The 12,046-nt window shown below is 55.9% G+C and carries 12 protein-coding genes; 1 reads left to right on the top strand and 11 read right to left on the bottom strand.

The features are described 5' to 3' along the window. The first annotated feature begins 139 nt into the window (after nt 1-139). Entirely contained in the window at nt 140-1,207 is a 1,068-nt protein-coding gene (locus K0B87_07845; protein MBW6514653.1) for an SUMF1/EgtB/PvdO family nonheme iron enzyme, read from the top strand. A gap of 282 nt (nt 1,208-1,489) precedes the next feature. On the opposite strand, the gene K0B87_07840 is transcribed toward K0B87_07845, so the two are convergent. The 11 genes from K0B87_07840 to K0B87_07790 all read right to left on the bottom strand — a co-directional run. Continuing rightward, nucleotides 1,490-2,524, bottom strand: coding sequence for an endonuclease (locus K0B87_07840; protein ID MBW6514652.1), 1,035 nt, complete (start codon nt 2,522-2,524; stop codon nt 1,490-1,492). Nucleotides 2,525-2,528: 4 nt separating this feature from the next. Then, a complete protein-coding gene (gmhA, locus tag K0B87_07835) occupies nt 2,529-3,119 on the bottom strand; it encodes a D-sedoheptulose 7-phosphate isomerase (GenBank protein ID MBW6514651.1) in 591 nt (196 codons plus the stop codon). After that, nucleotides 3,119-4,198, bottom strand: a complete 1,080-nt coding sequence (gene add / locus K0B87_07830; protein MBW6514650.1) for an adenosine deaminase — start codon at nt 4,196-4,198, stop codon at nt 3,119-3,121. Before add ends, gmhA begins: the two co-directional genes overlap by 1 nt. Nucleotides 4,199-4,283: 85 nt before the next feature. Further along, nucleotides 4,284-5,537: a Zn-dependent exopeptidase M28 gene (locus K0B87_07825; protein ID MBW6514649.1), complete on the bottom strand. Its 1,254-nt coding sequence runs from the start codon at nt 5,535-5,537 to the stop codon at nt 4,284-4,286. A 67-nt stretch (nt 5,538-5,604) separates the two neighbouring features. Then, on the bottom strand, nt 5,605-6,165 hold the full coding sequence (locus K0B87_07820) for a nitroreductase family protein (GenBank protein MBW6514648.1): 561 nt from the start codon (nt 6,163-6,165) through the stop codon (nt 5,605-5,607). Continuing rightward, nucleotides 6,165-6,680 carry an NTP transferase domain-containing protein gene (locus K0B87_07815; protein ID MBW6514647.1) on the bottom strand — a complete coding sequence of 172 codons (516 nt, stop codon included), beginning with the start codon at nt 6,678-6,680 and terminating at the stop codon, nt 6,165-6,167. Before K0B87_07815 ends, K0B87_07820 begins: the two co-directional genes overlap by 1 nt. Further along, a complete protein-coding gene (locus K0B87_07810) occupies nt 6,667-8,115 on the bottom strand; it encodes a pyridoxal-phosphate dependent enzyme (protein MBW6514646.1) in 1,449 nt (482 codons plus the stop codon). Before K0B87_07810 ends, K0B87_07815 begins: the two co-directional genes overlap by 14 nt. Before the next feature lie 19 nt (nt 8,116-8,134). Continuing rightward, a complete protein-coding gene (ygeW, locus tag K0B87_07805; protein ID MBW6514645.1) occupies nt 8,135-9,307 on the bottom strand; it encodes a knotted carbamoyltransferase YgeW in 1,173 nt (390 codons plus the stop codon). Between the two features lie 21 nt (nt 9,308-9,328). Then, nucleotides 9,329-9,790 (bottom strand): (2Fe-2S)-binding protein, encoded by a 462-nt coding sequence (locus tag K0B87_07800; GenBank protein MBW6514644.1) that lies wholly within the window; start codon nt 9,788-9,790, stop codon nt 9,329-9,331. 87 nt (nt 9,791-9,877) lie between these two features. Then, a complete protein-coding gene (locus K0B87_07795; GenBank protein MBW6514643.1) occupies nt 9,878-10,312 on the bottom strand; it encodes a GxxExxY protein in 435 nt (144 codons plus the stop codon). A 122-nt stretch (nt 10,313-10,434) separates the two neighbouring features. Further along, nucleotides 10,435-12,046: molybdopterin-dependent oxidoreductase (locus K0B87_07790; protein ID MBW6514642.1), on the bottom strand; the 1,612-nt coding region annotated here is incomplete at its 5' end.

Here is a 12,046-nt window from a genome sequence, read left to right as displayed (position 1 = left end):
CGAAGGTTATGGTCTCTTTTTCCATGTTTGACTCCCGTGTTGTGTTGGAACCAAAATGAATAGCGTATATAATTTGTCAAGAACTTTTTACGTATACTTTTTGTCCACTTTTATGTGCAACGGTCTTGCTTGTTTGCTCATGACTTGCAGCCGGGAAAGCACCGCGCCTTCCGAGATCGCGAAGCCCACTTTCGATCCGCCTGGAGGAACCTATTCCACCTCCGTTAGCGTCACCATCACTTGCGCCACCAGCGGCGCGGAGATCAGATACAGCACCGACGGCAGCGATCCCACCGAAGCATCGATCCTCTACAGCGACCCGATAACGGTCTCGGCCTTCACAAACCTCAAGGCCAGGGGCTTCAAAAGCGGTTGGGATCCCAGCCCCGTTGCCAGCGCCACCTATCAAGTGACAGCCCAACCCACCGGGATGGCCTATGTCGATGGCGGCAGTTTCGTCACCCTGGTCCTGTACGATATCACCGCGACCGTTACCCTGAGCAGCTTTTGGATCGGCACCCATGAGGTCAGGCAGTCGGAATATGAAGCCGTGATGGGGGTCAACCCCTCTGATTACGTCGGTCCCGACAAGGCTGTGGAACATGTCAGTTGGATGAACGCGATCGAGTATTGCAACCGCCGCAGCCTCTTGGAGGGAATGACGCCCTGTTATAGCTACGGGGATTACGGCACCGACCCTGATTCCTGGCCGGCTGGCTGGGACACGGGATTTGGCAACCATCTCAACGTCTCCTGCGATTGGGAGGCTTCCGGATACCGGCTGCCCACAGAACACCAATGGTGGTTTGCCGCCAGGGGCGGAAACTTCAACCAGGGTTACACTTACAGCGGCAGCAACAACGCCAGCGCGGTGGCCTGGCACGCGGGAAACACCTGGGATCTGGGCCCTGGGCATCCCGATTTCGGCACCCACGACGTGGGATTGAAGGCCCCCAACGAACTGCTGACCTATGACATGAGCGGAAATGTCCTTGAATACTGCTGGGATATACATGGGGGCTTGATCTTTCAGGATCAGACCGACCCCACCGGATATTGGACGACGGGAGAATACCGCGTGGTCCGCGGAGGGAGTTGGCTCCAGACCTCCCCGGCTTGCCGGGTCGACTGGAGGGATGGATTCGTGCCCCACAGCATAGGGATGAACGGCTTCCGGGTCAGCCGCTCCGCCAACCCCAGATACTGAAAACTCCTTCACCCCGGGGTATCAGTTGCAGCCCTTGCCCCCACAGCATTGCACGGTAAACACTTAACGCTTGTGCAGCAATGACATGGCTTCAGGTAGTTGCCATCGCCCCCCTTATCAATACGGTGTCAATACGGACTCAATACGGACAAAGTCCGTAATGAGTCCGTATTGACACCGTATTGATAAGGGGGGCCAACGCCGGGATGACAAAGATTCCCGCACCGTGATAAGAGGTCTTTTCCTTACTACATTATGGACCCAGGGAAAAACCCCGGAGCCTCAGTTCATCAAAACTTTGGCGCTGAGGTTGGAATTACCGGCATTGACGCGGATCAGGTAAATCCCCGCGGGCAGGCGCGATCCGCCGGAGTCGGCTCCGTCCCACCTGAGTTCTGCAGCTCCGGCGGGCAGGAAGCTGCTCCAGGAGCGGATCTTCTGCCCCCGCGCGTTGTATACCGAGACTGTGGCTGATTGCGGCTCTTTGCTTTGCAGGGAAAGGGTGGTGCCGCTGGAGAAGGGATTGGGGAAAACCCTGTCCAGAACGAGGCTGGCGACCGGCGGAGCGGTTTCATCCGAAGCGGAACTGCCGCCCCAGATGCGGCCCACGAATTCCGGATGGTCGACATAGGGGTTGCGGTTGTACTGGAAAGCGTAGACACCCTGGTTCCGCGCGATCTCCAGCGAATCCGGAGGATCGAAATAATGCCACTGCACGAGGTCCGGGATCATGTTCACATTGGCCTGGGTGAGAGTGTCGTAGTAGCGGGTGTTGAAATAGAGCAGGGCGCGGGCGATGTTGCCTTTGGTCTCGTCCGCGGGCTCGAAAACGTTGATGCCATTGGCATTGGCGCCGCGGAAGCTTTGCCAGGGCGTCCAAGTGTAATAGACATTCGCAGTGGCGTGGTTGGCTACAGTGAACAGGGGCAGATTGCCGCGCGAGCTGTTGACAACGTCAGTACTAGGGAAAAGGTGATGCAGGTCAGACCTTCTTACCTGGTCATCTAAAACTCCAAACCAGCTCTGGGCGTAGGTGTGTTCGGTGTTGGGATTGCTGGAGCCGGTGTAATTGTATCCAACATCATGTTCGTATCCCGTGTATATGCATGTCACATAGCCGTTGTGGTTTTCAAGTTGTTGAAAAAGATAGACCTTGGCACCTGCATAGTTGTTGTAGGTGTTGGTGGAGATGAGTCCGTGCAGTCCGGCGTAGAGCTCGTTTCCGGTCAGGTCGATGACGGCGTCGTAGTAGTTTCCCTGGGCCAGGGCGAGGGCGGAAAATAGCAGCAGGATTGCCGCAAAGAGGGTCTTGCGCATGGGTTCAAAGGTCCTTGTTCAGATGGGGAAAGAGTTGGCTTTCAACGCACTCAATGAGGATGTGGAGGATGATGGTGTGGATCTCCTGGATCCTGTCGGTGGACGCGGCGGTCACAATGAGCTCCAGATCGCAGGATCCGCGAAGCTTTCCTCCTTCTTTGCCCAGCAGGGCGAAAGTGGTGCAGCCAAGATTGCGGGCGCTATCCAAAGCTTTGATCACGTTGGGCGAATTGCCGCTGGTGGAAATGCCGATCACGACGTCCTCCGGCTTGGCATAAGCTTCCACGCCGCGGGCGAAGACCTGCTCGAAACCGTAGTCGTTGCCCACGCAGGTGAGATGGGAGGGATCGGATAAGGCGATGGCGGGCAAGGCTTTGCGGTCCTGGTGAAAGCGGCCGGTCAGCTCCTCGGCGAAGTGCATGGCGTCGCACATCGAGCCGCCGTTCCCGAAGATGATCACCTTGCCACCCTGCCTGAAGCAATCCGCGATGCGGACCGCGACGCGTTCCATTTCCGCGAAATTGCCCTCCTCCTGCAGAAAGGCCTTGAGGGTACGTCCCGCCGCGGCGAAGGATTCCTGGATAATGTCGCGCATCAGAGGCTTTCCTCCACCTTGACCGTGGTCTTGAGCTCGCTTTGCTCGATCTCGTCAAATTCACCGAGGATTCCGTTGATCAGGCGCACCCGCTCTTTGTAAGGCAAAAAGGCGCTCTTGAAGCCGTTGAGGATCACGTATTTTATGGTGGGGTAATCCAGTTTGAGCTCGTTGATGGCCAGCATGTATTCGTCCGTGACGGTGGTGTCGCTGATGGTGCGGTTGTCCGTATTGATGGTCACGCGGAGGCCGTAATCGATATAAAAATCAATGGGATGGCTGCGGATATCGGGCACCGCCTTGGTGTGGAAATTACTCTTGATGCAGATCTCGAGCGGGATGCGGTGGTCATTCACATAGTTGAGCAGATCGCCGTCCTCGACCAGACGGGTGCCGTGGCCGATGCGGTGGGTGCCGCAATAATGCAGGGCCTGGTGGATGCTTTCGGTGCCGTAGGCCTCGCCGGCATGGATGGTGATGTTCAGGTTGTTCTTCAAAGCCAGGTCGAAAGCCTCTTTATGGTCCTTGGCGGGATGGTTGTATTCGCCTCCTGCGAGGTCGAAACCGATCACGCCCTTGTTTTTGAAGGCGATGGCCAGTTCCGCCAGCTTCACCGAGGTGGTGGGGTCCATGTTGCGGATGCCGCAGATGATGACGCCGGTCTTGATCCGGAAATCTCGCTCCGCCTGCTTCAGCCCGTCGATCACGGCCTGGGAGATCTCCGTCAGTTTCAAACCGCCATCGGTGTGCAGGATGGGGGAATAGCGCACTTCCATGTAGCGCACGTTCTCAGCCGCCGCGTCCTCGGCCAGTTCGTAGGCGGCGCGGGTCAGGCCCTCCCTGTTCTGCAGCACCAGGTTCACGATGTGAAAACCGCGCAGATAGTCTTCCAGGCTCACGGTGTGTTCGCCGCAGACGATCAGTTTACGCAATTCGTCCGGGTCCATTGTTGGCAGTCCTATGTTACGCTGTTTGGCCAGATCGATGATGGTGTCGATCCGCACGCTGCCATCCAGATGGACGTGCAGGTCGGTCTTGGGAAGTTTGTGAATGAACTCCCGGGTCATGTTTATCTTCATAATTCTATTCCCCTTTTAGGTAACTAACCAGTTTGGCGGGCCTTCGAAACGTGTCAAACAAAAAATGCGCAGGGGAGGCCGGAAACTACTTACGGTAGCGTTCCTTCCACTGCAGTTCGGGTTTTTCCAGGCGCGAGTGCCAAAGATAGCGTTCGATCTTTTCCCGCAGGGAATCGTCGATGCCCTGGGGCACGGGATAGAGGCCTGCGTTGAGGATCCGCTCCAGCAGAGTGACTGTGGCCTGGTAGACGTCTTTGAGGCCGTATTCATTGGTATGTTTGGCGACGTCATCCTCGGTGTGGCCGTAGTAGAGGGCCTTGCCACCCACCCGGGCCAGGTTCAGCGAGGGTATCTCATAGACGGAGAAGGGCATGCAGTCGCTGCTGTAGATGCTCAGGTTTTCGCTGAAGAGCAGGTTTTTCTCTTTGAGCAGGCCGCCCGCGTAACCCTGCAGTTCCTTGCTGCCGAGCACGAACATCACGTTGCGGCCGATGGGATCGCCGGCCAGATCGACGTTCAGCAACAAACGGAGGCGCTGTTTGATCTCTTCCTCATGGGCTTTCGCGTAGGCAAAACTGCCCAGCAGGCCGAGTTCTTCGCCGGAGAACCAGACGACGCGCAAGTCCCTCTCGGGCTGATGTTTGGCAAAATGCTCAGCCGCCTTGAGCAGGCACACGCTGCCTCCCGCGTTGTCACAGGCGCCGTGGGACCGCGCGACTGTGTCGTAATGCCCCACCAGCATGGTCAAAATGGAGTCCCGGCCCTTGCCGGGGATATCCAGAACGATGTTGTGGGCGGTTTTTGTTTCGGCTTTCTGCCTGATTTTGAGGCTGATTCTTTCTCCCGCGTGCCGGAGCAGCTTTTCGGCAAAATCATAACGCAGCATGGCGGCGGGAAACAGGCTTTCCTCCTCCCGCTTTTTCTGGCGGTGGGAATAGGAAAAGGCGTTCTTGTGCGGGGCGGAAATGCCGATGAAAGCTTTCACGCGGGTGTGCTCGTAAAGTTCGTAAAGCCGCCGGTCGCTGTGGAAAAAGAGCACGATCTTGCCCTCATGGCGGCCGGGAGTGTGGATCAGCGCGTCCGCGTTTTCCAGGAAGACCAGTTCCCCCTCGATGTCTGTGTCGCCGCAAAGCCCGTAGGGAGTGGCTGACCAGCTCTTCTCCCCAGCCCGCATCTCCGCCGTTCCGGAGTCAAATCCATGCAGCTCAAAGGGTTCGCTTCGCGGATCGAGCCCCAGAGAGCGCAGCTGGTCTACGATGACCTGCCGGCCCCGGGCTTCGCCTTCAGTTCCGGACAGGCGCTCGAAATCGAGTTGCTTTAACAGTTGATAGAGGGTCATTGTTCTACTCCTTGCGTCGGTGGGTAAATTTTACTAGGTTGCCGCAGCTTGGCCAGGAAGTATGGTTTCATTTATCCTCTGTCGGGTAATAAGTTACGATCTTGTCCAAAGGCAGTCTGTCGTTGCTCCCGGCAAAGGAGGACATAAGTTTGGCATAGACCCCTTTGTCAGCGGGGTAGCCGAAGGGGGAAAGGGCAACGATGCGCCAGCTTTTTGGCAGTTTGAGGTATTTGCTCAGCACTTTTTCGCTGAAGGCGGCCAGCCAGCAACTGCCGATCCCGTGGTCCCAGGCGGTCAGGATCATCTGCTGGAAAGAGATGGCGGTATCCACCAGATAGTAATCCTGCTGGTTGATGCGCACGTTTTTGGAGGCATCCGCGCAGGCGATGATGAGGCAGGGCGCTTTGCTGATGAAAAAGTTCGAGAGACCGATCAGGCCACAATTCCTGGCCAGTTTCTTGATTTCATTGGGATCCTGAAAGACCAGATAGCGCCAGGGTTGCTTGTTCTGGGCAGAAGGAGCCAGGCGCCCGGCTTCCAATATATCGCGTAAGATGTCTTCCGGTATGGGATCGGGCAGAAAATCGCGCACGCTGTGGCGGCTGGCGATCAGTTCCTTGAGTTCCATCAGTTCTCCAAGTCTTTGGGATAGTTTATGTTGCGCAGCACGTTAGGGTCTTCCACCGGCACGTCTATCACCGTGCAGGCCTGGGCGCGGATGAGGCCGGCAAGGCCTTGTCCACCATCATCCGCATTGAGGTCCAGCCAGGCCGGGATGATGATGGGGTGGCCGCTTTGGCCTCCGTGCGAGGGTCGGATCACGGCGACCGGCTGTTCCCGCCAAGCTTGGATCAGGTTCAGAACTGTGTCTTTCCTGACAAAGGGATGGTCGACCGGCCAGACGAGATATCCCTTGGCGGCGGTATTTCCCTGTTCATCAATGGCTTGGCGCAGAGTGGCCAGCATGTCTGGAGTGTCATAACCCACGGCCACTATGACGTTATCGACACCAGATTCCAGCAAAGTGGATGTGATATGCTCGGCAAAGGCTTTTCCTTCGTAGCTGGCCAGCGCTTTGGGCTGACCGAAACGGCCTCCCTTTCCGGAGGCGGGAATGACGGCGATTAGGTCAGATAAGGGCATTGAAGTCTTCTATGGTGGCGTCCAGCTCGTCGAGATTGGTTTCAAAGGTCTCGATCCAATACTCGGGTTCCCACTGCCGCAGGATCTCTTCGTAGGTCTTGCCTTGTTGTTCCACCCAGGTGTAGTATTTGAGGTTGTGGATGCGCTTTCTGTCCCAGTATCCAAGCTCCAGGAAATTGTCCGTGTGCTGGAACTTGATCGGGCCTTCCCAATCCAGGGCTGCCTGCAGGTACGTATAATCACCCTTCAAGGCTCTTTGCTCCTCGAGGCGGGATTGATAGAGTTCAGCTGAATCCGTGAACACCGTGAAGACAATGTCATCTTCGTTGTATTCAAAATACTTGGCCTGCTTGATCGAGGCCAGCAGATTGGCGATGGAGGATATTCCCAGCAGGGGAAGGTTCTTCACCACATCTTCCGGAATTCCTTCCCGGATCAGGAATTCATGGCCCGCGGGTTCATTGAACAAGCGCAGCAGGCGCATGCAATCCTCATCACGAATGGCCGCGATGGCGTCTGTATTGCGCACATTGTGCACCCAGGGGACGTGTTTGTCGCCGATGCCCTCGATGCGGTGTCCGCCAAAGCCGTTATTCAGCAGGGTCGGGCATTCCAGAGCCTCAGAAGCAGTTGTTTTCAGCAGCGGAAACAGGGTTTTGAGGAAGTCACCGGCCGCGATGGTGCCGGCGGAACCGGTGGCGCTGACAAAGCCGCTGAGCCTGCTTTTGGGGTTTTTGGCAATATCCCAGATCTCTTTGATGGCGTCGCCGGTCACGTGGTAGTGCCAGAAAGGATTGCCAAACTCGTCGAACTGGTTCAGGATCACGTTGTGGGGATCGGGGCGCAATTCGTCGCACTTGTCATAGATCTCTTTGACGTTGGATTCGCAGCCTGGCGTCGCGATCACCTCGGCCCCGATCTCGCGCAGCCATTCAAAGCGTTCCGAGCTCATCTCCTCGGGCAGGATGGCCACCGCGGGACAGGCCAGCAAGGCGCAGTCGAAAGCTCCTCCGCGGCAGTAATTTCCTGTGGAGGGCCAGACCGCCTTGTCAAATTCCGGATCGAAATTTCCGCTTACCAGACGTGGTACCAGGCAACCATAGGCCGCGCCGACCTTGTGGGCTCCGGTGGGGAAGTATTTGCCCACCAGTCCGATGATCCGGGCTTTCACACCGGTCAGGGACGAGGGTATCTCAAAATAATCCGGGGGGCCGAACAGGCCTGTCTGGATATCGTTCTTCCAGGTGATGCGGAACAGGTTGAGCGGATCGAGGTCCCAGAGCCCGATTGGTTTCAGCCTCTGTTTGATGGCCTCCGGGATCGTCTCCGGAAACATCAGTTGGCGGATCGTGGGCAGGATGATACCGCGCTCCCGGCAGCGTTTTGCATTCTTCTTTATTACATCAGGTTTCAGTCCAGTAATTAGTTTCGGCATTGGTTTTTACTCCCATATATCACATAAACGATCGCAGCTTCCTGCATACGTCTTGCACTTTTGAGTTGAAAATCATTGAAGCAATTACAAACGGTTTGTAGCCCGCTTCCTGATAGGTGTGCAGACGATAGCGCTCAAAGACGGACTGGGCTACCTCACCTCGTTCACAGCTCACGCCGGAGATGTCGGCCGGCAGGCAATGCTCATAGAGCGCGTTGCCGTCCCGGGTCAGTTTCATCATCTCTTCCGTGCATTCCCAATCCAGGTGTTTGGCGTTTTCGGCCAGGCAGTGGCGCTCCAATTCTATCAGTCCCTCTGTGTCGCCCTGCCTCAACAAACTGGTTCGTTCCTGCATCACGGTCATCGGCGCCCAGGATTTGGGATAGACCACGTCCGCGTCCTTGAAAGCCTCTTGCATCGAGTGGGTGATGGTCAGCGAACCGCCGCTCTGGCCGGCAAATTCAGAAGCGGAGTTGATCGTTTCCGGCAGCAGTTCATAGCCTTCCGGGTGGGCCAGCACGACCTCCATCCCGAACCTGCTCATGAGGTTTATCACGCCTTGGGGCACGGAAAGCGGCTTTCCGTAGGAGGGTGAATAGGCCCAGCTCATGGCGATCTTTTTACCGCGCAGGTTTTCCCAGCCGCCAAAATAATCTTTGAGCTTGAGCAGGTCGGACAGGCTTTGGGTGGGATGATCCAGATCGCATTGCAGGTTCACCAGGGTGGGGCGTTGGGCCAGGACCCCGTTCTGGAAGCCTTCCGTAACCGCATCGGCCACTTCCGTCATGTAGGTATGTCCTTCGCCGGGATACATATCGTCGCGGATGCCGATCACTTCAGTGAGAAAGGAGATCATGGCAGCCGTTTCGCGCACCGTTTCGCCATGCGCGATCTGGGATTTGACCTCATCCAGTTCGGAAAGCGCCAGGCCCAGGCCGTTGACCGCGGAGGCAAAGCTGAACCGCGTGCGGGTGCTGTTGTCCCGGAAAATGGAGATCGCCAGGCCGTAATCAAAGATGCGCCAGGGCTTTTTGTCCCTGTGCAGCAATTGCAGGATCTCGGCCACCAGCATAACGGCCTTGAGGTTGGCCACGCTGTTTTCCCAAGTCAGCAGGAAATCCCTGCCATGGGTGTTGGTTTTGAGTGTTTCCAGTTCCTTCAGACGGAGCTTGATTAGCTCATGGTTGTTCATCGTTACCTCTTGTAAAATATGTCAGTTGGATGCATTGATCCGCTGGGCGGCCAGCAGCACGGCGTCGATGATCTGCTGATATCCAGTGCAGCGGCAGAGATTGCCCTTGAGGGCCTGCCGCACTTCAGCGCGGCTGGGATGGGGACTCTTTTTCAGCAGGGCCAAGGCTGTCAAGACCATTCCCGGAGTGCAGAATCCGCATTGGATCGCGCCCGCGTCCAGAAACGCCTGCTGGATGGGATGCAGGGTCCCGTCCGGGGCGGAAATTCCCTCAATGGTAATGATCTCGCAATCCATCACATCCTTGAGCTTCAGCCTGCAGGAGCGCTTGGCCTCGCCGTTCACCAGAACGGTGCAGGAACCGCAAACCCCGATGTCGCAGCCGATCTTGGTCCCGGTGAGGCTCAAATCCTCACGCAGCCAGGTGGAGAGCTTCTTCTCAGGAGGGTAAACCGAGTAAGTTTTATTATTGACTGTAATCATATTAGTTAGGTTCCTTGAATCAGAGTTTGAGAGTATTCATGAGACTTCTTTTTTGATAAAACAGAGGAACAGAGACACAGAGAACTTTTAGTTAGGGGCAGGCATCTCATCATTTGTTTCCAATATCCGTGGCAAAGCGTCCAGAGTCCTTCTGATTATACCGTCTTTGAGTAGCAGAACATTAAAATTGACCAGAAGACCGATGGGTTTCCCGGTGAGCTTTAGATAGCTTAGCAATTGAGCCTCATAAACCGGGTGCAGATCCTTAACTGATTTCAATTCCACCACCACCTGGCCCTCAACAATTATGTCGGCCCGGAGGTCTATGGTTACAGGCAAATCCTTGTAATTAAAGTTGATTTTCGGTTTTCTCTCATAATTTATCCCGCGTATATCCAGTTCGTGGCAGAAGCAATCCTGATAGAGTTTTTCCAGCAGACCGGGACCCAAAGCTCTATGCACTTCTATGCAGGCGCCAATTATATTGTGCGTAAGCTCATTAAGGGCAAGTTCATCGTGCATCAACAACTCCAAAAAAGGTACTTGTTTTTACTAATGGTCTTCTATGCCAGAGAAGGCAAAGTCATGTTACTTTATTCCTCTGTCTCTCTGTCCCTCTGTTTTATAAATCTTTTCAACTCATCCTAGACACTCGGCTTGATCTTGATTGGCAGATCGCAAAAGCGTTTTCCGGTGGCGCGGCAGATGGCGTTGGCGATCGCGGGTGCCATCAGTTCGTTGGTGGGCTCGCCGATGCCCTTGGCGCCTGAAGGCGAGGTGGGATCAGGATTTTCCACGATGATGGCCCTCATCTCCGGAAGGTCGGTGCTGCGCGCCAGACGGTAGTTATGGAAATTGGTCGGGACAACCTTCCCTTCCTCACAGGGACAGTTTTCCCACAAGGCGTAACCCGTTCCCATCGCCATTCCGCCAAAGTATTGCCCCTTGACCATGGCAGGATTCACCGCCTTGCCGACATCGTGGGCGGCAACCATGCTCAGGAGTGTCACTGCTCCGGTGGCCGGATCAACTTTCAGTTCAACCGCCTGACAGCCATAAACCCAAGTGAAATAAGCGTTTCCTTGCCCGGTATGCTCGTCCCAAGTCACCCGCGGGGCTTGGAACACACCGAAGGCATAGGGATAGATCTGATTGGCGAAGCAGAGCTTGATGGCTTCTTCCCAAGTCATGACCATATTTCCCTTCGCGTCGTACAAGCGCATATTCCTGAATTCCGTCACTTCCTTTTTGGCTCCCTTTAGCACAGCCTCTATGATGATGTCTTTCAAGATCCTGGCCGCGTTGACGACGGCCCCGCCGCCCATGATCGTACCCCGTGAAGCCACAGTGGTTCCGCCATCGGGGATATTGGAGGTGGAGGGCATCCGGTAGCGGATCCGTTCTTTTTCCAGGCCCAAATGTTCGGCGGCGAGCAGGATCATGGCGGATTCCGAACCCTGTCCGTTCTCATGGACCCCGGTCTCCAGAAGCACGGAACCGTCAGGCTGGACGTTGAGGATGGCGGAATTGAAATCCACCCCCTCGGCGCCGAGGCTCACTCCGCGGTAGCTGATGGCCAGGCCGATGCCGTACCATTCCTTGCTTTCAGGGTCGCCGAAAGAGCATTTTTGGCGCTTGGCTGCGTAATCCATCTCTTTTAATACTGTATCCATAACTTGCTGCAAAGAAACAATATGAGTGCTCAATACCTGTCCCGTTACGGTGATGGAGCCCTGCTTCACCATGTTCAGCCGGCGAAAAGCTATCTCGTCCAAACCCACTTTATCAGCCGCCATCTCGATCAATTGTTCAATGGCGAAATTCACCTGCGGCGAGCCGAAACCGCGCATCGCGCCGCAGAAAACGTTGTTGGTATAGACTCCATAGACGTTGCAATGCACGTGCGGCACTTCGTAGCAGCCGCAGCATTGGACGGTGGAACGCCATGTGACCCAGGGAGTTACGCTGCAATAAGCGCCTCCGTCGGCCACCATGCGGGTTTTCACAAACTGGATCTCTCCACTCTTCTTCAACCCCATGCGATACTGCAGCTTATAGGGATGGCGCTTATAGCTTTCGCGCAGGCTCCACTCACGGGCATAGGTGATCTTCACGGGCCGCTTCAAAAGCCAGGCGCAGAGCGCCGCGCGGGCGCAAACCAAGGCCGCTGTGTCGTCCTTGCCGCCAAATCCGCCGCCCATAGGCACGGTTTTCACCTCCACGTCCTTGAGCTCCAAACCCAAGGTGGAAGCCACA

The sequence above is a fragment of the Candidatus Syntrophosphaera sp. genome, from assembly GCA_019429425.1.
In the GTDB taxonomy this organism is placed as follows: Bacteria; Cloacimonadota; Cloacimonadia; order Cloacimonadales; family Cloacimonadaceae; genus Syntrophosphaera.
Note: the sequence above shows the minus strand (reverse complement) of the source record. Positions and strands in the feature narration are given on the sequence as shown.